The organism is Xanthomonas sp. LMC-A-07 (assembly GCF_030208825.1).
Taxonomy (GTDB): domain Bacteria; phylum Pseudomonadota; class Gammaproteobacteria; order Xanthomonadales; family Xanthomonadaceae; genus Xanthomonas; species Xanthomonas campestris.
Window position 1 is genome coordinate 274,710 of the sequence record NZ_JARVTF010000008.1, and the last position, 21,568, is coordinate 296,277.

Consider the following 21,568-nt stretch of genomic DNA (forward strand, 5'->3'; position numbering starts at 1 on the left):
TGCGCTGCCTGTCAGCAGGCATGGCCCGCCCTCCGCCTTCAACATCTCCACGCACAAAAAAGGCGCACTCCCGTAAGAGTGCGCCTCGTGTCGGGCAGCCGCCTCGCCTCGGCCGGCCCGGCATGCGTGCCTGCTGCTTACATCTTTGCAGCAGTGACCTTTAGGCCGGTCGACTTGACGCTCTTGACGCCCTCGATGCCCTTGGCAACGGCCACGGCCTTGTCATGCTCGGCCTTGGTGGCAACGCTACCGGTCAGGGTCACGATGCCGTTCTTGGTCTCGACCTTGACGTCGGTGCCGGACACATTGTCGGTGGCCAGCAGATCGGCCTTCACCTTGGTGGTGATCCAGGTGTCGGTGACCGGCTTCTTGGACTCGTTCATGCCGGCGGCATGGTCCTTGTGGTCTGCGTGTTCCTGCGGTGCGGCAAATGCCTGCGACGCGCCAAGCGTCAGACCGAGCGACAGCGACAGAGCCAACAACTTGCGTGCATGCGTCATGGTGTTCATCCGATTACCCTCCGTTGGGTGTGGGGCGAGTCTGCGGGCCCAGCCGTCGCGCGGATGTGACCGCTGGATGCAGAGTTCGTGAACCCGGCGCACACGGGTGGGTGCAATACCATGCAGGTCTTCCCCAGCGTTGCGGTGAATCGTTTTCAATGCCTAAACCATTCAATCTGGCCGTCGTCGGCTATGGCTATGTCGGCCGCACCTTCCACGCACCGCTGATCGCCAGCACGCCCGGCCTGCAGTTGCACAGCGTAGTGTCGTCCAAGCCGCAGCAACCACATGCGGACTTCCCCGAGGTGCGCGTGCTGCCCGACCTGGAGGCCGCACTGGCCGACCCCGCGCTGGATGCGGTGGTCATCGCCACGCCCAACCAGACCCATGCGCCGATGGCGCTGCAGGCGCTGGCGGCCGGCAAGCACGTGCTGGTGGATAAACCCTTCGCACTGGATGCCGCGCAGGCCCGCACCGTGGTGGACGCCGCCGCAGAGGCCGGCAAGATCGTCAGCGTGTTCCAGAACCGCCGTTGGGATGCGGACTTCCTCACCGTGCGGCGCTTGATCGAAGACGGCCAACTGGGCGAGGTGGTGGAGTTCCATTCGCACTTCGACCGGTATCGCCCGCAGGTGCGCGACCGCTGGCGCGAAAGCGATATCCCCGGCGCCGGGCTGTGGTACGACCTGGGGCCGCATCTGCTGGACCAGGCGTTGCAGTTGTTCGGCATGCCGCAGGCGATCAGCGCAGACCTGCAGCGCCAGCGCACGCAGGCGCGCAGCGACGATTACTTCAACGTGGTGCTGCGCTATCCCCGCTTGCGGGTGATCCTGCACGCCGGATCGCTGGTGGCCGACGGCAGCCTGCGCTTTGCCGTGCATGGCACCCGTGGCAGCTATCTCAAGCATGGCGCCGATACGCAGGAAGACCAGCTACGTGCCGGCCGCCGCCCCGGCACCGCCGGCTGGGGCATGGACCCATTGCCCGGCACGCTCACCCGCGTGGACGACGAAGGCCGTGTGCACACGCATCAGCCCGATGGCGTACCCGGCGACTACCGCCATTGCTATGCGGCCTTCCGCGACGCAATGGCCGGCACCGCACCGCCACCGGTCAGTGCTGCCGACGCGGTGCGGCTGATGGAGCTGCTGGAGCTGGCGCAACGCAGTGCCGCGCTGGGCCAGGTGCTCTGGCTGGAAGGCAACAGCAGCGACTAAACGCCAAGGCTTGGCAGCGGCGGTGCCGCGCTCACCGCGCGCGGCCACTGCCACGCGCACACGCTGTTGTTGAAGCAGACATGCATGCCACGCCAAGCGTGGCGCGCACGGCCCTGGCCGGATCAGGCGTCCTTGCTGCCGATCGGCGGCGGGGTTGGCGTGGTGGTCAGCACCGCATGTCCACCGAACTGATTGCGCATCGCGGCCAGCAATTTATCGGTAAACGAATCCTTGTCGCGCGACCGCAACCGCTCCATCAGCGACAAGGTGATCACCGGCGCGGAGACTTCCAGGTCGATGGCCTCTGCCACCGTCCAACGGCCTTCGCCAGAATCGGCCACATACGGCGCAATGCCGCCCATGGTCGGGTTGTGCGCCAGCGCATCGGCGGTGAGGTCCAGCAGCCACGAACGCACCACGCTGCCATCGCGCCAGATCTCGGCAACCTGGTGCAGGTCCAGCGCGAAATCGGTCTTGTGCTGCAGCAGCGCGAAGCCTTCGGCATAGGCCTGCATCATTCCGTACTCGATGCCGTTGTGGACCATCTTGGTGAAGTGGCCGGCACCGCTCGGGCCCACCCGTCCCCAGCCCTTGTCCGGCGCCGGTGCCAGCGTGGCCAGCACCGGATGCAACGTGGTCACGGCCGCTTCGTCGCCGCCCACCATCAGGCTGTAGCCTTCCTGCAGGCCCCACACGCCACCGCTGGTGCCGCAATCGACAAACGCAATGCCGCTGGACTGCAGCTGCGCGGCGCGGCGCTGCGAATCCTTGTAATACGAATTACCGCCGTCGATGACGATGTCGCCGGCCTGCAGCAACGGCAGCAGCTGCGCCAGCGTGTCGTCGACGATCTTGCCGGCCGGCACCATCAGCCACACCACACGCGGACTCGGCAGTGCGGTGACCAGCGTGGCCAGCGCGTCGGTTGTCTGGATGCCCTTGGATTGCGCACTGGTGCGCGCGGCAGCGCCCAGATCGAACCCATGCACGCGATGCCCGCCGCGCACCAGCCGCTCGGCCATGTTGGCGCCCATGCGGCCCAGTCCCACCATACCCAGTTCCATAGTCACTCCTCGTGTCATCTGATCAGTGCAGGGTGCCACGCGGCGCGTAGAACGGCGTGGCGGATTTCTCAATGGATTGTTCCAGCGCGTGACCGGCCGCGCACTGCTGCAGCTGCCAATCGATCCAGCGCCAGTACAGGGTGCTGCGCAGGTTGTGCAAGGTCAGGTCGATGGCATACGGCGTGCGCGGGTTACGGTCGAGCAGGCGCGCCACGTGGTAGCCGATCGGCTTGACGCCCTTGGGGTGCACGTACACCTGAAACCCCTGGTAGAACGGGTCGTCCAGCAGCGCAAGCAGTTCCTGCAGACGGGCCCGCTGATGCGCATCCAGGCTGGCGCGCAGCGCGGCATCGCGTTCGTACAACAGCCGCTCGAAACGCCGCCGGCCGGGCCCGCGCAACTCTTTGGCCAACTCCCAGATCTGACGGTTACGCGCGTCGTAGTACGCAAAGCCACCGCGGCGTGCCAGCGCCTGCGCGGCTGCATCGCTGACATCCACCACCACGAAGTTTTCGGCCTGATTGTGGATGTCGTCCAGATACGCCTTGTCGAACACATGCGCGATGAAGCCCGGCGCACCGACGAACGCCTGGCGCCCCAGCTGCGCAGTCTTGACCGCCTTGCCATCGGCGAAAAACTCGCCGGCGTGCGCCCCCAGCAAAATGCTGTCGGTGTCGTGCAAGGTCAAAAATGTGCCGATCGACAGCTCGCCCGCGCTAAAGACCGTATCGAAGCCTGCATCGCCGTAGAGTTCGCGTTGCGTGGCCAGCTGCGCCACCTGCCGGCCCACCCCGCATTCGGAGCGCACCTGGCCGCGATAGAACGCATCCAGCGCCTGCGCGTTGCTCCCGCTTGGCTGATAGCCGCGACCGAAGCTCTTGAATCCACTCCATCCCTGCGCGGCAGCGCCACGCCAGCCAAAACCGATCCAGCCCAGTTGCACTGCCGAAAAGCGATAACGAGGGTTGTCCTGCAGTTTGCGCACTGCACGTTTCGTGGCCGCACCCAGCTCGAACGCGTACGCGCACTGCGTGGCGGGATCGTCCAGCAGCGCCCGCAAGGCATCGCCGCGTTGCTGCGCATTCCACTGCGCCGGCAGCACGGCGTGCAAATCGCCTGCCTGCTGCGCCTGCACCAAGGTAGCGCGCGTACACGGCAGGCCACGTGCGATCACCGGTGCCGTGATGGATGCCTGCTCGATCCGCCAGCCCATCCGCCGCAACAACGCCTCCACGCAATCGGCATCGGCCGCGGCTGCCGTTGCACTGGGTGCCGCCAACACGCTTTGCAGCAGCTGCGCACCCAACAAGACCGCCGCACAGACAACGCGCGCGCTGCGCCGTGCGTGCAGGCGTCGCTCAACGGGTGTGGTCGCTGCGGGGTATTGATGGGGGGCGAACGTCATGCGAGGCGGCATTGAGCAAGCGTAGATCCGCACTGCGGCGCGGGCAAAAGAAAGCCCCGGCAGGGCCGGGGCTCGTGGCGTTCAGTCGCTCAGCCTCAACGACGCTCGCAGACGCGTTCGACCCGGCGATCGCCATTATTTTGCTGGCTGTTGCCCTGGATCGTGCGGCCTGCCGCACCGCCTGCCACCGCACCCAGCACGGTTGCGGCCTTCTTGCCGTTACCGCCGCCCACCTGGTTGCCGAGCAGACCACCGACGATGGCGCCAGTCGCGGTGCCGGCGATGCGGTTCGGGTCACGGGAATTCTTTTGCACTTCAACGTTCTTGCAGCGCACACGGGTACCGTCATTGAACCTGCGGCCTTCGTCTGCCGTCGTGTACCGGTGCTGCGAGTAGTTTTGCGCCTGCGCGAAGGTGCTCGTCGCCATCAGAGCGATCAGGGACATACCCATCAGGGAAGTGTGCATTTTCATCGTACGTCTCCATCGTTCTCGCCCATTCGGCGAGCCATGGCTGCACTCTGGTCGCTACGTCGAGAACAGTACGTGAAGCGAACACCCCGCTATTCAGGCTTCAGCGCGGAGCGTGAAATGCACCGTCACGGCTGCGTTGCGGGCTCGCTCTGCGGCACCGGGGCTGGTGCGGGCGGCGGGTCCTGCGCTTCAACCGGCAGCGGCGCGACAGGCGGCTGCGCAACGCTGGTCGGCATTGCTGCCGGCGGCGGCGCAGTGGTTGCCGGCGCTGCCGCGGTGGGCACTGGCTGCGTTGCTGGCACTGGCGCTGGCGCCGGAGACACAGCTGTATGCGCTGGTGCCGGTGCCGCAGCGGCAGGCGTGGATTCGGCCACCTTCGGCAGGTACGAATTCAACCGCTCGAAGAAGCGCTTGTAGAAGGCCGCGTCCTGCACGGTGGTGCTGGACACACGCACCAGCGAATCGCCGCTGCTGCCGACCGGCACCGACAACGAGCCCAGCACGCCCACGCCCACGCTGGCGGAGGTGGAGCTCTTCTTCAGTGCATAGCGGTCCTGCAGCGCGCTGACAAACACCTGCGCGGTGCCACCGTCCTGCCCGGCGCAGGAAATGCGCAGATTGAGCTGCTCGCTCTGGTCGGCTTCCTTGAGCTGGAAGTTCTTGCTGCCCTCCACGGCGGCGGCATCGGCGCGCGTGACCGCATAGCCCTGGCTCAACAGCACCCGCCGCGCCGCCTCGCACGCCTGCGGCGAGGTCGCGCTGACGTTGCGCGAATAGGTGTCGTCGGAATTGAACGACTCGCGCATCAGCATGGTGTCGCCTTTGCTGCCACCGCAGCCGGCCAGGGCCGCCAATGCGCCAAGCAACGCGCCGCGCGCAATCAGGGAAGAACAAGACATGGGTAAATTCCGGCATCCAAAACCGGCACAGAGCATAGCCGCAACCCATGTGCGCGCGGTGTCGCGTCCGCCGCTCAGGGCTGCGCCGGTTCATCCATCGGCAGTTGCAGGTCTACCTGCAGGCGGCGGCCATCGGCGTCCAGGCGTTCGGCGCGCAGATAGTGGTGCGCCGCGACCATCGCCAACGGCACGGCGGGCAGACACGGCGCGCCCCACAGGCTCAGCGCGAAGCCCTGCGCGTGCAGCCAGTGGGTCAGCCGGTCCCAGACCGCCTGCTCGCCGGGCACGATCAGGTCCAGATCGGCCGGGCCATCGGGCACCTGTTCGGGCGCCTGCAGCCAACGTGCGTAGCTGCCATGCGGGGTGACGGACATGCATTGGTCGCGCAGCGCCTGCAGCAGCTGCGCGGCGGCCTGCAGATCCAGGCGGCTGCGGCAGTGCTGGAAGATCAGCGCATATTCGTGGCTGCGGTTGCTGGCGGTGTCGCCCTGCGCCAGCACCCCGCCGGCGCGTGGATAGCACAGCACCCGCTCCTCGCGCAGCGTAAACAGGCTGGACAGGATGCGCCCCAGGTCCCAGGCCTGCGGCACCAGCTGCCCGTCCAGCACCACGTTCTCCACCATCGCCACGCCGAAGCCGCCTGGCCGCAGCTGGCGACGCAGCGCATGGAACACCGCACGCAAGCCGGCCAGATAACTGGCGTAATCGGTGCTGGCATACAGCTGGCCGGGCGCTACCTGCCCGGACCAGTGGCAGCCGAAATACGGCACGTTGGTCAGGCATAGGTCCACCGGCGCGGCGGGCGGCACCTGCGCCAGCCCGCCCACCACGATCGGCGCCTGCACCGCGTGCCGCCGCAAGCGCTCGCGTGCCACTGCGGCACGCGCCGGGTCGATCTCCATGCCATGCGCCTGGCGGCCTTCCAACGCGGCGGCGAGCAAGGTGCTGCCGAACCCGCAGAACGGGTCGAACACCTGCTGCCCCGGCGCACTGAAATGGCGCACGAACGGGCGCATCTGATTGACCCAGCCGCAGTCGCGCCCGTGCAAGGGATCGGTGGCGCGCAGGTCGTCCGGCAGCGCCCAGGCCGGATCGTCCGGCGCTGGCGTCCACCAGCTGCGCTGATCGAATTCATCCATGGCCTGGCTCCCACAGGATGTCCGCATCCGGGTCCCAGCCTGCGCACAGCCGGCCATTGGCGAAGAACACCAGCTTGTACAGATCGCCGCTGGCGTGGCGGGCATGCATGGCGGCGTAGTCCGCGCTTTCGAACACGACATGCATGCTGTGCGCATCGCGCAGCCGCACGTTCCAGAAGTAGTAGCCCTGGGTCATGCCGTCGAGCGTCCAGCCCGGCCACCACGGCTGTTGCATGCACTCGGCCAGCAAGGTCTCCACGCCGATGCGCCGTTGCTCGATGTAACGCACGGTACCGTTGGTGCGGTAGCCGGCATCCAGCCGCGACAGCTCACGGAAGATCACCTGACTGGCGCCGCAGCGTCGCGCGAATTCCAGATAACGGGCGATTTCCTGCGCGGTATCCACACCGCCCTGTTGCACGATGCACACCAGGCGCACCGGCACGCGCAGTGCCAACCGATTGGCGGTGTGCACGAACGTGTCCACCTGTGCGATCGGCTCGTCCGAGCGGAAGCGCATGATCGCGTCGTTGCCGGCCTGCAACGGATGATGGCGCGACAGCTCGATCCACGACAGATCAAAGTCCACCAATGCATCGATCAACGCCTGCCCGTGGCTGCGCGCCAATCCGGCGCCATTGCTGTAGAGCACCCGCTGCGCGACCTGCGGCCCGTTGCGCGTGTGCGCCAGCGTCTGCAGCAGGGTCTGCAGCCACGCCGCATCGTCGGTCATTTCCAGACCCGACAACGAATACGACAACGGCACCCCAGCCAGCAGCTGCAGCACCTGCTGCAAGTGGTCGAAGTACGCCGGCCCTGGCCGCAGCTGCGCGGCCGCCACACCGCCGGACTGCGAGCGCAGATTCTCCGAGCAAAAGCCGCAGCGCGCCGAACACGGCCGCACCGAGGCGTAGGGCGTCAACGTGATCGGTAGCGCCGCGCGATACCGGCGCCCGCCGATCTCCAGTGCATGCCAACGGTCGACATCGTGGGCAGCCGGCACCCGCTGCTCGATCGCCGGCGCGGCAGCCCGCAAGGTGGCGAGCACCGACGCCGCTGTCACCTGCGTGCTGGGCTGCTCCGGTGTCAGCGCCGCGCTGGCCTGCGCACCTACCTCACAACCGGGCAGCGTCTGCATGTGCACGCACCTGCTCCAGCGTCCATTCCTGCAGCATCTGCCCGTTCTCCCACACCGTGACCAAGGCATCGTCGCTGTCGCCCGCGTGCGTGGCGACCTCGTCGAGTAAGGCGCTGCGGTATTGGCCCGTTGCACGGTCGCGCAGCAGCGTCAGCCGGCCGCGCTTGCTCTGCTTGCCCTGATCGGTGATCGGGTCCTTGTAGACATCGATCCATGCGCCATCCACGCGCACCGCCGAGCACTTCAGTGCGAACTTCTGCGTGTCGCGGTCCACCTTCTGCAGCAGCGCACCACCCATGCCGAAGGCGACATTGTCGGCCGCATATCCGGCAGCGGTGATGCGTTCGAGGATGGCGCGCAGCGACTGCGGATTGATGCCATCGCCCTGGATCACGCGCACGTGATTGAGCACCTTGTAGCCCTTGCCGTTGACCTGATGGCCGAACGCCTCGTCCAGCAACAGCAGACACTGCTCGACCACATCCACCGGGTCGCCCGAATCCGGGCGGATCACCACGGTCGCACCCGAGGCGATGATCTCCTCGCGGAGCGTGGTGCCCCAATGCTCGCGAATGGCGCGGTAGATGTCGTAGCTGTCCGACACCACCGCCACGATCGCGCCCGGCCGCGCAAACTGCTTGAGCATGTTGCGGTATGCATCGACTTCGCGCTCGCGCCCCCAGCTGGTGATGGTGCTGTGCTCGGCTGCGGGGATCGAATAACCAGCCACCGGCGTGTGGTAATGCGCGCGTGCCAGCAACAACGCCGACAAGGTATCGGTGCCGAGGAAGTTCACCAGGTGCGCCGCGCCACCCAGCGCGGCCGAGCCCAGGCTGGACACGCCACGCGCACCGAAGTCATGCAGCTTGAACGGCAACTGGCCTTCGGGATCGTCGCTGGTGCGTTGCAGGAAATCGCGCACGATCTGCTTCACCTGCCAGCTCACCGTGGCCACGGTCACCGGATACCACACGCGCAGCAGCAGGGTTTCCAGATACGACGGCACCCAGAACGCCTTGGCGTCGGTGGATTCGATCGTCATCAGCACGTTGTGCGTGGGCACCACGCAGCCTTCGGGCACCGCACGGATGCGGATCGGCAACTGCCCACCCAAACGGTCGACGATATCGCGCCAGCCGGCCTCGTTGAACGGTTCGCCATGCGCCGCCAGCAACGCCTTGGCATCGTCGATGTCGGCATGCGTCACCGGACGGTTGATCGCTTCTTTCAGGATCGACTGCAGGCCGAAGAACACGGTCTGGTCGTACACGCCACCGCGCGATTCCACGTAGAAAAACGAGGCATCGGTGCCAGGCGGATATTGCAGCCAGTGGCTGGCCTTGTAGCTGTCGGTGTTGAGCAGCAGGTTGTCGAGATAATGCATGACGGAAGCTCCTTCGCGTCGGGAGGCCGGCGGTCTGTCCGCCAGCGGGAGGTCATGGCTCAGCCATGGCCCAGAAAGAATTCAAGGATATGCAGATGGTCTTCGTAGAGCCGCGGCCCCATCGCCATCACCTCGGCGATCGGGATCCAGCGCGCCTTGTCGGCATCGTCGCCGCCACGCACCGCCGGCAATTCGCCCGCGGCAAATTCGAAGTGGAACGCATGGGTGATGGTGCGCCCGCGCAAGCTGCGCTCGGGGTGATCGAACACCTGCCGCGCGCGCAACGAACCCTTGATGACCGGTAGCGGCACCTTGAGCCGGGTTTCCTCGCGCAACTCGCGCAGGCAGCTGTCCAGCAGGCCTTCGTCCTGCCCGACAAACCCGCCCGGCAGCGCCCACAAGCCCTTGCCCGGCTCGGCGCGACGACGCACCAGCAACACGTGGCCAGCCTGCACCACCACCGCATCGGTGGTGACGAATGTGGGCGCATACGGCGCGTCCTTCCAGGCAGCGCGGTACTGTTCGATGAAGCGGAATTCGGCCACCAGCTGCGCGTAGCTCGGTGAGCTGCGACGGAATGCTTCGAGCATGTCGTACACCGGCGCCGGCACATTGCCGCGCAACATCAACAGCCCACCATGGAAGCCGATATCGCCGGCTTCGAACAGATAGCGGCGCAGTTCGGTGGCCGACAACGTGGCGGTGTGCTGCACATCCTCCAGCGGCCATTGCGGAAATTCCCGCAGGTAATAGCTGCTGGCGTCCTTGTCCATGCCGATCAGGCCTACACGTGCATCGGCACTGCCGCTATCGGCCTGCACGGCTTCGGCCACCTGCCTTTGCACTTCGGCAATCCACAGGCTTTCGTTGTACAGATGGTCGCGCAGCGGGCGCAGGATCAGGCGTTCGGCATCGTCGGGCAATGCCGCCTGGATCATGACCGCGCGTTCGGCGACGGTCCACGGATTGCGAATGGTGCGGGGGGTATCGGCAGAACCGATCAGCACGATCAGCTTGCGGGCCTTGCCCAGCGCGTGGCGGGCGACGGCGGCGTGGCCGTTATGAAAGGGCTCGAAACGCCCGATAAAGACGAGATAGTCGTACGGTGTTGCCATGAGAATCCCTCACGGTTGTGTGGTCAGCCAGTGGTCTGTCCGCTGGCTTGTGACAAATGCTACGCCGATGCGCAGCGACGTCAAGCGCGTGATTGCATCGGCGAACACCGGCGTTGCCATGACACAGCGGTCATCATTGCTGACTAGACTTGGCGGCTCTGTTCTTCAGGAATTCGCCTGCATGCCACGCCTGACCACGCGCGCGCTGACGCGCTGCTTGCTTGCCACCCTTGCACTGCTGTGCATCGCCTTGCCGGCACTTGCCGCAGCGCCAATCACGCCGTTGCGTGTGATGTCATTCAATGTGCGCGTGCCCGTCGATACCGATGGCGACAAACGCTGGCAGGCGCGTCGCGGTGCGATGGTCAGCGTGATCAAGCAGACGCATCCGAATGTGTTCGGCACCCAGGAACTGGTCAGCGAGCAAGCCGGCTATCTCACCGCGCAGTTGCCTAACTACCGCTGGTTCGGCCAGGGACGGCGCGGCGATGACAGCGACGAACACATGGGCGTGTTCTACGACACGCGCGCGCTCAACGTGGTGGAATCGGGCAACTTCTGGCTGTCCGATACGCCCGAGGTGGCCGGCAGCATCACCTGGGGCAACGTGTTGCCGCGCATGGTCACCTGGGCCTTGTTCGAGCGCCGTAGCGACAAGCGCCGCTTCTATCTGTTCAACACGCATTTCCCGTACCGCGACGAAGACGAACCGGCACGCGAACGCAGCGCGCGGCTGATCCTGTCGCGCATCGCGCAATTGCCGGCCGATATTCCGGTGGTGCTGACCGGCGACTTCAACAGCGACCCTGACAAGATCACCTACCCCACGCTCACCGCCGTGCTAGGCGACGCACGCGCGAAGGCGCCCAAGCGCAGCGGGCCGGAGAATACCTTCCAGGATTTCAGCACCCACCCCACCCGGCGGATCGACTGGATCCTGTTCCGCGGGCTGACCCCAACGCAGTTCACCACGCTGGATGACCGGCCCGGCGGCGTGTTGCCGTCGGATCATTATCCGGTGCTCGCCGAGTTTGCCTGGCCGCGCTGAAAGCACGCGCTTCAATCAAATGCTTCGCAGGCATCGGCGCGCACGGAGTGAGCGTACCGATGCCTGCGAAACCAGCCGGCAATCACGGCGGCCGGATGCCCGCCTGCGCCGCGCTTGCCTGCAGCCATTCCAGCAACGCCTGCAAGGCAGCCGATGGCGTATCGCGCCAGACGATGGACAACTCACGCCGTGCCCAGAATTCGTCCAGCGGCACGGCCACCAGTTGCTGGCGGACGCTGGAACACGCCAGCGCCGCGTGCGGCACGATCGCCACGCCGACGCCGCGCGCCAACATGCGGCACAGCGTTTCGATCCCCGGTACGCGCGCGCGAATGCGCAGGTGCACGCCAGCCCGCGCCAGGTGCGTACGCAGATGACGCTGCAAGGCGTTGTCGGCCGATAACGCCAACAACTGCATGTCCTGGATATCGGCCAGGCGCAGCGTGCCCGCGCCGGCAAGCGGATGGCGGGCCGCCACCGCAACCACCAGGCGATCGTGGCGGAACGGGCGCCGCTGCAGGCCAGTGAAATCCGCATGCCCAGCGACCACCGCCAGATCGGCGCGCTCCTCGCGCACTGCATCGGCAGCCTCCTCACTGCCCCACTCGGCCAGGGTCAGGTCCACGCGGGGATGCGCCAACAGAAAGTCGGCCACGCACTCGGGCAGCCATTCCGACAGCGCGGCCGTGTTGGCAGCCAGCCGCAGGGTGACCTGCCCGCCCGCACCGTAGTCGCCCAGCTCGGTACGCATCGCCTGCTCCTGTCGGGCCAGCACCCGCGCGTGTCGCAGCAGCACCTGCCCGGCGGCGGTGAGCGTCACGCCACGTCGGCCACGCTCGAACAGCGCAGCGCCCACCTGCAGCTCCAGCGCGCGAATGCGGGCGCTGGCGGCGGCCAGCGACAGCGCCACGCGCTCGGCACCGGCGGTGATGCTGCCGGTGTCGGCCACTGCCACGAAAATCCGCAGATCGACGAACTCCACTTGCATCGCGCAGCCCCAGCCTTCGGTGTGGACGAAGTCTGCCTCAAACAAAGACAGCTTGCCGCCTCGCCCCGGCGGCAGGATCCTGCCCGGCATGAATGACGATGCATTGCACTGGCTCTTGATCGCGGGCGTGTTCCTGCTGGCTGGCGGGGTCAAGGGTGTGGCCGGCATGGGCCTGCCGACCGTGGCCATGGGCCTGCTCGGGCTGTGGCTGCCACCCAGCCAGGCAGCCGCGTTGTTGGTGCTGCCTTCGCTGGTGACGAATCTGCAGCAGGCCTGGGGGCCGGCACCGGGTGCACTGTTGCGGCGACTATGGCCCCTGCTGGCACTGATGAGCGTGGGCACCTGGCTAACTGCCGGGTTGATCATCGGTGGCGACCCGCGCACCCTGCGTGCCGCGCTCGGCGTGTTGTTGGTGGCTTATGCGTTGCTGGGGCTTTCCCGCTGGCAGTGGACGTTGCCACCACGCCATGAACGCTGGGCCAGCCCATTGACCGGCCTGATCAGCGGCCTGCTCAACGGCGCCATTGGCGTGGTGGTGCTGCCGATAGCGCCGTATTTCGCCGCGCTGGGGTTGCCACGCGAACTGTTGATCCGCGCACTGGCCACCTGTTTTGGTACCGCAACGCTTGCCCTGGCCATCGCGCTGGTCTGGCAGGGCGGCGTGCCGCTATCGGCGGGCGTGCCGTCGCTACTGGCGCTGCTGCCAACAGCGCTGGGCGTGTGGGCCGGCACCCGGGTGCGGCGACGCATCTCCGCCGAGATGTTCCGGCGCGTGTTCTTCGGCACTTTGCTGCTGCTCGGCCTGCAGGCCTGCTGGCAGGCGCTGACCTGATCTGCTGCGAACAGTCGGTGCGTGCATGTATCGCCAACCGATGCGCCGCCTCAAAAACAAACGCCACCGACAAGCGGTGGCGTTGCTCACCCATCAATGACGCAGGCAATCAGTCAGCCCAGCGACCCGGTGCCGTCGATTGCGGCAGCACCTGCGCCGACAGCGGCTGGTCCTTGGACAACAACCCCAGCGCATCGGCCAGGATGGCCGCCGATTCGTGCAGCAGGGGATCCGGACGCTTTTCAGCGGCCTTCTCGCGTGCGGTGTCCTTGACGATATCGCGCTCGTTGCCGGTCAGGCCGTCGTCGCTGTCGTCGGCCAGCGGGTCCAGCGGCAGACCCAGCTGCTTGCGCACCTGCTGGCGGTCCTTGCGCTGCTGATCCTGCTTCTGCCGTTCGGCCACGCGCTCGGCTTCGTTCAACGAAATGTACTTCTTGGCCTTCTCGTCACGGAACTGCTTGACGTCCTCTTCCCACCACTGGAATTCCTTGTCGCTGGCGATGCGCGTGGCGTGCAAGGTCTGCAGCTTTGGCAGCAGCGGGGCGAAGTTGCCGTACTGGGTGTGTGGCACGGCGGCAATGCGCGTCCACGGCAGCGCGTTGTCGTAGGTGCTTTCGCCGAATTCGGTGGCATCCACGCTGGCCGGGAATGCGATGTCCGGCACCACGCCCTTGTGCTGGGTGCTGGAGCCGCTGACGCGGAAGAACTGCGCAATGGTCAGCTTGACCTGCCCATAACGCTGCCCTTCGGCGGCCGGCCAGCGGTCCAGGTCAACGATGTTCTGCACCGTGCCCTTGCCGAAGGTGGTTTCACCAATGACCAGGCCGCGGCCGTAGTCCTGGATGGCACCAGCAAAAATTTCCGACGCCGAGGCCGAGCCGCGGTTGATCAGCACGCCCAGCGGACCATCCCAGGCCACCTTCGGGTTGCTGTCGCCATTGACGGTGACCCGGCCACCGGATTCGCGCACCTGCACCACCGGGCCCTGCTCGATAAACAGCCCGGTGAGCTCGATCGCTTCGTCCAGCGAACCGCCACCGTTGTTGCGCAGATCCAGCACCACGCCGTCGACCTTGTCGGACTTGAAACCCGCCAGCAGCTTGGCGACATCGCGGGTGGCCGAGGCATAGTCGGCCGCGTTACGGCGACGGCCTTCGAAATCCTGGTAGAAGCCCGGCAGTTTGATGATGCCGATCCGGCGCTGCGGCACGTCGCCACTGGCCGGCAGCGTGATGGTCTCGCCCTTGGCGGCCTGTTCGGCCAGGCGCACCTTCTGCCGCGTCAGGGTTACGGTGCGGTGCGTGCCGTCGATGCCCAGCTCGGCCGGGATGTACTCCAGGCGCACCTGGGTGTCCTTGCTGCCGCGGATCTTGGCCACCACGTCATCGATGCGCCAGCCGATCACATCTTCGATGGCGCCGCTCTTGGCCTGGCCAACGCCAACGATGCGGTCGCCCGGCTTGAGCGTGCCGTCCACCGCGGCCGGACCACCCGGGATCACCTCGCGGATCACCACCATGTCGTCCTGCTTCTGCAACTGCGCGCCGATACCTTCCAGCGACAGCGACATCTGCTGATTGAAGGTCTCGGCGGTGCGCGGCGTGAAGTAATCGGTGTGTGGGTCAACTGCATTGGTATAAGCGTTGAGGAAGAACTGGAACGCGTCTTCTCCCTTCAGTTCATTGACCGAATCGGCCAACGTGGCATAGCGCTTGTCCAGCGTCTTGCGGATGTCCTCGGACTTCTTGCCGGCCAGCTTCAGGCGCAGCCAGTCGTTCATCACCGACTGCCGCCACAGGACGTCCAGCTGCTTGTCGTCTGCCGCCCACGGCACGTCCTTGCGGTCGTACTCGAACTTCTCGCTGCCAGTGAAATCGAAGTCCTGCTTGAGCAGCTCGCGCGCGTATTTCACGCGCTGATCGACACGCTTCTTGTAGACCGAAAACACCTGGAACGCCGGCTCCAGATTGCCGCCGCGCAGCGCATCACCCACGCCCGCCTGCAACGGCGCGAACGCATCCACGTCGGCCTGGGTGAAGAATTGCTTTCCGCCGTCCAGCGTCTCCAGATAGCGCTTGAAGACGTCCTTGGACATCGCCTCGTCGAGGGTACGCGGGCGATACGCATACCGGCTGTCCGAGAGCAGCCCGTAGACCAGTTTGGTCGCCGTCGCCTGTTCGGGCGTGGCCGCGGCAGGCAGCGCCGTGTCCGCACGCGCCAGCAATGCCATCGGAGTGGTGAGCACCAGTGCCAGCAGGCCGGCCTTCAGGGACGCAGAAACGTTGTAGGTCATCGAATGGCTCTCGGCACGGGGCCGATGAAAGAAGGGCGGTGATCGGATGTGACAGCATGACAGTGCCGAAAGTTGCTGGCGTTGTCATCCGCTGGCTGAATCAGCCTAGCTCCGGGCATGTAGCAGATTGTGAACGCGCCCGTACCCTCGGCACGCTGGCCCGGATACGACACGGCCCCGCGCATTGCGCAGGGCCGTGATGCACACACCGATGCAGTTGGGCTCAGGCGGCGACGCCGGCATCGGCAGCCTGGCGGTCGGCGTGGTACGAAGAACGCACCATCGGGCCGGACGCCACATGGCTGAAGCCCAGCGCATTGCCGTACTCCTCCAGCGCCTTGTATTCCTCCGGCGTCCAGTAGCGCATCACCGGGTGGTGGTGCGGCGTGGGCTGCAGGTACTGGCCGATCGTGATCATGTCCACATCGTGCGCACGCAGATCGCGCAGGGTGGCCTGCACCTGCTCCATCGTTTCGCCCAGGCCAAGCATGATGCCGGACTTGGTGGCGATGGACGGGTGCTGCGCCTTGAAGCGCCGCAGCAGCGTCAGCGACCACTGGTAATCGGCACCGGGGCGCACGTTCGGATACAGGTCCGGCACGGTTTCGATGTTGTGGTTGAACACGTCCGGCGGGCTGGTGGCCAGGATCTCCAGCGCGCGGTCCATGCGGCCCTTGCCACGGAAGTCAGGGGTCAGGATCTCGATCCGGGTCTTGGGCGCGCTGGCGCGGATCGCCGAGATGCAGTCGACGAAGTGCTGGGCACCGCCGTCGCGCAGGTCGTCGCGGTCCACGCTGGTCACCACCACGTACTTCAGGCCCATGTCGGCCACGGTGGTGGCCAGGCTGGCCGGCTCGCTCGCGTCCGGCGGCTTGGGCCGGCCATGCGCCACGTCGCAGAACGAGCAGCGCCGCGTGCACACCTCACCCAGGATCATGAAGGTGGCGGTGCCGTGGCTGAAGCACTCGTGGATGTTCGGGCAGCTGGCTTCTTCGCAGACCGTGACCAGGCGGTTTTCGCGCAGCTTGGCCTTGAGGTTCTGCACCGCGTTGCCGGACGGAATCCGTACCCGGATCCACGACGGCTTGCGTAGCACCGGCGTGTCGACGAACTGCACCGGCGAGCGGTTGATCTTGTCGCCACCGATCTGCTTGACGCCGGTCTGCAGCGACGCAGGTGCGGCGGTGTCGCCGGAGACGACCTGCAAGGGAATGGAACGGGCGATAGGCTGGGTCATGACGGTACGGGCGCTCAGGCCGGAAGCGAAAGGTCGGGCAATGCGGAGGTGGGCTGCAACACGAGGCCGAACTGGCGCGCCAGCTGGTCGAGCAGCACCGCCTTGACGGCGTCCATCCCGGAGGGGCCGCCCAAGTCTAGCACCGAGGTCACCTGCAGACCCTGGTAGCCACACGGGTTGATGCGGTGGAACGGTTCCAGGTCCATCGCCACGTTGAACGACAGCCCATGGAAGGTACAGCCGCGGCGCACGCGGATGCCAAGCGCGGCGATCTTCGCCCCGCCCACATACACGCCAGGCGCGCCATCGCGGCGCTCGGCCACAATGTTCCACTCGTCCAGCGTATCGATCAGCGCCTGCTCGATCTTGCACACATAGTCGCGTACACCGATCTTGAGCCGGCGCAGATCCAGCAGCGGATACACCACCAGCTGGCCAGGGCCGTGGTAGGTCACCTGCCCGCCGCGATCCACTTGCAGCACCGGAATCTCGCCCGGAGCCAGGACATGCTCGGGCTTGCCCGCCTGCCCCAGGGTAAACACCGGCGCATGCTCGACCACCCACAGCTCGTCGCCGGTGTGCTCGTCACGTGTATCGGTGAAACGCTGCATTGCACGCCAGACCGGGGCGTAGTCCTGCATGCCCAGGTCGCGGACCTGCGCCGGCAAGGGCAACACCGGGGCCACGACAGGCTCGGCCGCTACAGCGTCCACTTCACTTCCGGATGCTCGCGCAGCGCTTGATGCGCGGCGTCGAACTGCTCGCGGGTGTCGGCCCGAAAGCCGATCCGGACCGAGACGTATTTGCCACTGGAGGAGTGCTTCCAGCTGATGCTTTCTTCCAGCAGTTCAACGCCGGTGGCGGCAAGCAGGCGCGGGAGTTCGGTTTCCAGCCCGCGCTCGGCCGTGCCCATGGCGCTGAGCTCGAAGGTGCCGGGAAACTGGAAGCCGTGATCGGGGTTGTCGGAGCTGATTTCCATCCGCCCATTATCGGGCCGCCTGGCGGCAAACCCAACCCCGCCCTGTCGCACCACCTGTCGCGGATAGCGAAACGGGGCCCAGTGGGCCCCGTCGTTTCACACTAAATGTGCGTCTTGCGGACGACTTACTTGGACAGTTCCAGCATGGCCGACGACACCCAGCCGCGGTTGCCCATTTCGTCTTCGACTTCCCACATGACGCCTTCCTTGGTGCCGGTGGGGTACAGCATCATGCCCGGCTCTAGCGTACGCACTGCTGCGCCGGAGCCCTTGGCATTGGCCAGCAGACGCCCTGCGCGGGTCACGGTGACCGCCTGCTGGGTGTTGGACGCGGCCGCATTGCCGGACAGACCACCCAACTGGCTGACGATATCGGTGTAAGCCTGCAGATACGCCAGGGTGATCACCTGGCCGATCTCGGTATTGGCATAACCGCCTACGCCAGCTCCGCCTAACGCGCTGCCAGTGAACAGGCCGCCACTCCCGCCCCAACCCACGTCCGTCTTCTTGGCGTTGCCTTCGGCCATGGCGACCTGTTCGGACGAGCGTACGTCGGTGATGGTCAGCGCTACATCGGCAGTCTTCTTGCTGAAGTTCAATCCTCCAACCAGATTGCCCGCATTGCCACCGACCAACCCGCCCAACATGCCGGCGATCGCGCTACCGCCAGCATTGCTGTTCTGCGAAATGAGGTCTGGCGTCATCACGTAGTCGGCTGCACGGATCTGGCCCTTGCCGACATTGGAACGCGCACGCAGGTCGCCATTGGCGGCCATATCGCGCTCGCGCTGCGATGCGGCCATTCCCGCACCACGATCCACCAATGTGAAGCAGCGTGACTTGTTGACGAACACCTTGATCAACTTGGATGGCGCCGGCAGCTGCTGCCCCGTCCACCAGTTGACTGCATCCTCCGGCTCAATGACCGACAGGCTGCCCAGTGGCTTGGTGCACACCGGGATCTGCGCGGCGGCTTGTTTGCGTTGGTCCTGCGCGGAGCCCTTGAAGGCATCCTTGAAGCCGGCCGATGCCGGTGCGCTCACGCTGGCCAATGCAATACCCAGCACGCTGGACAGTACCGCCGCGCTCACAGAAATCGTCTTGCTCATGTTGTTCCCCTAACACCTGCGCCGCCGTGGGCGAACGCGATCCGTTGGTAATGAAATGGCCTGCTGCAGGCCGCCGTTCCTTGGGGCTAGTTCCCCCGGGGGCGGATCATATGCTATTCGCGCGCGAAATTCATGGCAGCGGACTCATGCCCGCCGTGCAATTCGCGCCGACGGGCCTCCTGAGCGCGATAGAACGAACTGGTCCGCACATGCAGTCATGCCCGCCACGGCAGGCGCGGCATCATGCAGCCCATGTTCACGCGGCGCAGCAGTGGCCGCAGGCACCTTTGCCACATCCTGTCCCTCTTGCTCCGGGTCCTCCATGCTCCGACCGCGCGCGCTGTCCGCTGCCTTGTTGCTTTCCCTCACCGGCCTGGCGCTGCCCGCGCTGGCGGCCGACCAGTGCGATTCCAGCCGGCTGGGTCGTACGCCGCCGGCGGTGAATTTCCGGGTCGACAACGACCTGTTCGGTGGCGAAGACCAGGACCAGGGCTATTCCAATGGCGCGTTGCTGACGCTGGTCTCGCCGAACCTGGTCGACTACACCGATGACCCGTGCCTGCCGCGCACTGCGCGTTGGGTCAACAGCTATCTGGAGCGCCTGCACCCGGGCGAGTTCGACCAGCAGAACATGGTGTTCTCGATCGGCCAGGCGATCTTTACCCCGACCGACTACACCCGCCGCGACGTGATTCCGGACGACCGCCCGTACGCGGGCATCCTGCTCGCCAGCTTCGGCTACAACGCGCGTAACGACGCGCACCTGCGTACCACGCAGCTGCAGATCGGCGTGGTTGGCCCGTGGGCCTTCGCGCAGGAAGCGCAGGACGCCATCCACGACGCGCTGGGCGACGAGAAATTCCAGGGCTGGGACAACCAGCTGCACAACGAGCCGCTGATCAACATCGTGCACGAACGCATGCGCCGCTGGCCGGGCGACGCCACGGTCAACGCCGATGGTTGGGGATGGGACGCGATTTCGCATTGGGGCGGGTCGCTGGGCAACATGTCGACCCATCTCAATGCCGGCGGCGAAGTGCGCTTCGGCTGGAAGCTGCCGGATGACTTCGGCAGCACGCCGACCCGCCCGGCCGGCGAGAACACCGCACCCAGCCGCCTGGGCCGCGCAAGTGGCTGGTCCGGACATCTGTTCCTGACCACCGACGCGCGCTGGGTGATCCGCGACATCACCCTGGACGGCAACACCTTCCGCAACAGCCACAGCGTGGACAAGCGCCCGTTCGTTGGCGATGTCGGCTATGGCCTGGCGGTGATGTACGGCCGCTGGAAATTCGCCATCGCCCGCTACCACCGCACCCGCGAGTTCGAGACCCAGCGCGAGACCCCGGTGTATGGAAGTTTCACGATCAGCCGGATGCTTTGAGGGCTGGGATTGGGGATTCGGGATGAGGGATTCGCAAGAGCGGGCTGCTGGTGCTTCGCTCCTGCTCTCGCCTTTGCCAATCCCGAATCTCCAATCCCCAATCCCCGCAAAGAAAAAGCCGGCGAAAGCCGGCTTTTTCTTTGCTCACTCAGATTCCCACCACATCCAGAAGGCATCCCAGAGGCGCTTGAAGAACCCGCCCTCTTCCACCGCGTTGATCGCCACCAGCGGTGCCTGCGCGATGACCTTGCCTTCCAGGCTGACCTTGACGGTGCCGACCTGCTGGCCCTTCTTGATCGGCGCTTGCAGGTTCTTGGCCACTTCCATGCTGGGCTTGAGGTCGTTGTAGCGGCCGCGCTGCAGGCTGACCAGCAGCGGCTGGGCCACGCCCAGTTGCACTTCGTCCTGCTCGCCCTTCCAGACCTTCTGCTTGGTCACGACCTTGCCCGGTGCGTATAGGCTGTGGGTCTCGAAGAAGCGGAAGCCCCAGTTGAGCAGCGCTAGGCTGTCATCGGCGCGTTGGCGCTCGGAGGTGTCGCCCATGACCACGGCCACCAGCCGCTGGTCGCCACGCTTGGCCGAGCTGAGCAGGCAGTAGCCGGCTTCGGAGGTGTGGCCGGTCTTGATGCCGTCCACGGCCGGGTCGCGCCACAACAGCAGATTGCGGTTGTTCTGCTTGATGGTGCCGACCTGGAACTCCTTGATCTTGTTGTAGGCGTAGGTCTCGGGGTAATCGCGCACCATCGCACGGCCGAGCATGGCCAAATCGTAGGCGCTGGAGTGATGGCCCTCGGCGCTCAACCCATGCGCGTTGACGAAGTAGGAGTTCTTCATGCCGATCTTGGCGGCGTAGCTGTTCATCAGCGAGGCGAAGGCTTCTTCGCTGCCGGCGACATGCTCGGCCAGCGCAATCGCGGCATCGTTGCCGGACTGGATCGCCATGCCCTTTTCCATGTCTTCCAGACGCGCAGTCTGGTTGACCGGGAAGCCGCTGTAGCTGCCGTCGGTGCCGGCACCGCCCTCGCGCCAGGCGCGCTCGCTCATCATGACCTGGTCGTCGCGGCTGATCTTGCCGTTCTTGATCTCGGCCGCCACCACGTAGGAGGTCATCACCTTGGTGATGCTGGCCGGCGCCAGTTCCTGGTGGATGTTCTCACCGGCGAGCACCTGCCCGGTGGCGTAGTCCATCAGGATCCAGGACTTGGACACGGCCGGTGCCGGTGCCGGCGGAACCGGCAATGCCGCCGGAGCGGTCGGCGCGGCAGCGGCGGGGGTCGGCTGCGGCGCAGGGGTCTGTGCGCAGACCAGGCCGAACGCGAACGTGGCCACGGCAGCGGCGGCGAAGCGGAATTTCATTGAAGAAC

General features: G+C 66.1%; 20 protein-coding genes. 4 read left to right on the forward strand and 16 right to left on the reverse strand.

Annotated features, from left to right (window positions below; genetic code table 11):
• Positions 1 to 137 precede the first annotated feature (137 nt).
• Entirely contained in the window at positions 138 to 509 is a 372-nt protein-coding gene (locus QRM89_RS08630; RefSeq protein WP_014508988.1) for a BON domain-containing protein, read from the reverse strand.
• 149 nt (positions 510 to 658) lie between these two features.
• Here QRM89_RS08630 and QRM89_RS08635 point away from each other — a divergent pair, with 149 nt between their 5' ends.
• Complete coding sequence (locus QRM89_RS08635) at positions 659 to 1,717, forward strand: oxidoreductase (protein WP_103700251.1); 1,059 nt, start codon at positions 659 to 661, stop codon at positions 1,715 to 1,717.
• Between the two features lie 122 nt (positions 1,718 to 1,839).
• On the opposite strand, the gene gnd is transcribed toward QRM89_RS08635, so the two are convergent.
• From gnd to QRM89_RS08675, 8 genes are all read right to left on the reverse strand, one after another.
• Complete coding sequence (gene gnd / locus QRM89_RS08640) at positions 1,840 to 2,781, reverse strand: phosphogluconate dehydrogenase (NAD(+)-dependent, decarboxylating) (RefSeq protein WP_040940645.1); 942 nt, start codon at positions 2,779 to 2,781, stop codon at positions 1,840 to 1,842.
• A gap of 22 nt (positions 2,782 to 2,803) precedes the next feature.
• The gene (locus QRM89_RS08645) at positions 2,804 to 4,198 is read right to left on the reverse strand and encodes a hypothetical protein (RefSeq protein WP_343237675.1); all 1,395 of its coding nucleotides are present in this window, start codon (positions 4,196 to 4,198) and stop codon (positions 2,804 to 2,806) included.
• A gap of 83 nt (positions 4,199 to 4,281) precedes the next feature.
• Positions 4,282 to 4,659, reverse strand: coding sequence for a glycine zipper 2TM domain-containing protein (locus tag QRM89_RS08650; RefSeq protein ID WP_011038539.1), 378 nt, complete (start codon positions 4,657 to 4,659; stop codon positions 4,282 to 4,284).
• A 125-nt stretch (positions 4,660 to 4,784) separates the two neighbouring features.
• Positions 4,785 to 5,558, reverse strand: coding sequence for a DUF2242 domain-containing protein (locus QRM89_RS08655; RefSeq protein ID WP_186829828.1), 774 nt, complete (start codon positions 5,556 to 5,558; stop codon positions 4,785 to 4,787).
• A gap of 74 nt (positions 5,559 to 5,632) precedes the next feature.
• Positions 5,633 to 6,697: a DNA methyltransferase gene (locus tag QRM89_RS08660; protein ID WP_285447787.1), complete on the reverse strand. Its 1,065-nt coding sequence runs from the start codon at positions 6,695 to 6,697 to the stop codon at positions 5,633 to 5,635.
• Positions 6,690 to 7,835 carry a hypothetical protein gene (locus tag QRM89_RS08665; protein ID WP_285447788.1) on the reverse strand — a complete coding sequence of 382 codons (1,146 nt, stop codon included), beginning with the start codon at positions 7,833 to 7,835 and terminating at the stop codon, positions 6,690 to 6,692. The genes QRM89_RS08660 and QRM89_RS08665 overlap by 8 nt, the downstream gene beginning before the upstream one ends.
• Positions 7,813 to 9,219, reverse strand: a complete 1,407-nt coding sequence (locus tag QRM89_RS08670; protein ID WP_285447789.1) for a nicotinate phosphoribosyltransferase — start codon at positions 9,217 to 9,219, stop codon at positions 7,813 to 7,815. Before QRM89_RS08670 ends, QRM89_RS08665 begins: the two co-directional genes overlap by 23 nt.
• A 59-nt stretch (positions 9,220 to 9,278) precedes the next feature.
• The gene (locus QRM89_RS08675; RefSeq protein ID WP_285447790.1) at positions 9,279 to 10,334 is read right to left on the reverse strand and encodes a bifunctional nicotinamide-nucleotide adenylyltransferase/Nudix hydroxylase; all 1,056 of its coding nucleotides are present in this window, start codon (positions 10,332 to 10,334) and stop codon (positions 9,279 to 9,281) included.
• Positions 10,335 to 10,515: 181 nt separating this feature from the next.
• On the opposite strand from QRM89_RS08675, the gene QRM89_RS08680 reads away from it, so the two are divergent.
• Positions 10,516 to 11,382: an endonuclease/exonuclease/phosphatase family protein gene (locus QRM89_RS08680; RefSeq protein WP_285447791.1), complete on the forward strand. Its 867-nt coding sequence runs from the start codon at positions 10,516 to 10,518 to the stop codon at positions 11,380 to 11,382.
• Positions 11,383 to 11,464: 82 nt separating this feature from the next.
• On the opposite strand, the gene QRM89_RS08685 is transcribed toward QRM89_RS08680, so the two are convergent.
• A complete protein-coding gene (locus QRM89_RS08685) occupies positions 11,465 to 12,370 on the reverse strand; it encodes a LysR family transcriptional regulator (RefSeq protein WP_285447962.1) in 906 nt (301 codons plus the stop codon).
• Positions 12,371 to 12,458: 88 nt separating this feature from the next.
• Here QRM89_RS08685 and QRM89_RS08690 point away from each other — a divergent pair, with 88 nt between their 5' ends.
• Positions 12,459 to 13,202, forward strand: coding sequence for a sulfite exporter TauE/SafE family protein (locus QRM89_RS08690; protein ID WP_285447792.1), 744 nt, complete (start codon positions 12,459 to 12,461; stop codon positions 13,200 to 13,202).
• 109 nt (positions 13,203 to 13,311) lie between these two features.
• On the opposite strand, the gene QRM89_RS08695 is transcribed toward QRM89_RS08690, so the two are convergent.
• The 5 genes from QRM89_RS08695 to QRM89_RS08715 form a co-directional block, all read right to left on the reverse strand.
• Positions 13,312 to 15,495: a carboxy terminal-processing peptidase gene (locus tag QRM89_RS08695; RefSeq protein ID WP_285447793.1), complete on the reverse strand. Its 2,184-nt coding sequence runs from the start codon at positions 15,493 to 15,495 to the stop codon at positions 13,312 to 13,314.
• A 223-nt stretch (positions 15,496 to 15,718) separates the two neighbouring features.
• Positions 15,719 to 16,732 (reverse strand): lipoyl synthase, encoded by a 1,014-nt coding sequence (gene lipA / locus QRM89_RS08700; protein WP_285447794.1) that lies wholly within the window; start codon positions 16,730 to 16,732, stop codon positions 15,719 to 15,721.
• Positions 16,733 to 16,746: 14 nt separating this feature from the next.
• Positions 16,747 to 17,445, reverse strand: coding sequence for a lipoyl(octanoyl) transferase LipB (lipB, locus tag QRM89_RS08705; RefSeq protein WP_042597082.1), 699 nt, complete (start codon positions 17,443 to 17,445; stop codon positions 16,747 to 16,749).
• Complete coding sequence (locus QRM89_RS08710) at positions 17,433 to 17,711, reverse strand: YbeD family protein (RefSeq protein WP_016944387.1); 279 nt, start codon at positions 17,709 to 17,711, stop codon at positions 17,433 to 17,435. The genes lipB and QRM89_RS08710 overlap by 13 nt, the downstream gene beginning before the upstream one ends.
• 125 nt (positions 17,712 to 17,836) lie before the next feature.
• Positions 17,837 to 18,820: a CsgG/HfaB family protein gene (locus tag QRM89_RS08715; RefSeq protein ID WP_259175183.1), complete on the reverse strand. Its 984-nt coding sequence runs from the start codon at positions 18,818 to 18,820 to the stop codon at positions 17,837 to 17,839.
• A gap of 322 nt (positions 18,821 to 19,142) precedes the next feature.
• On the opposite strand from QRM89_RS08715, the gene QRM89_RS08720 reads away from it, so the two are divergent.
• On the forward strand, positions 19,143 to 20,204 hold the full coding sequence (locus QRM89_RS08720) for a lipid A deacylase LpxR family protein (RefSeq protein ID WP_070689634.1): 1,062 nt from the start codon (positions 19,143 to 19,145) through the stop codon (positions 20,202 to 20,204).
• Positions 20,205 to 20,348: 144 nt separating this feature from the next.
• Here QRM89_RS08720 and QRM89_RS08725 read toward each other — a convergent pair whose 3' ends face one another.
• Positions 20,349 to 21,560, reverse strand: a complete 1,212-nt coding sequence (locus QRM89_RS08725; RefSeq protein ID WP_014509007.1) for a D-alanyl-D-alanine carboxypeptidase family protein — start codon at positions 21,558 to 21,560, stop codon at positions 20,349 to 20,351.
• Between the last annotated feature and the right edge of the window lie 8 nt (positions 21,561 to 21,568).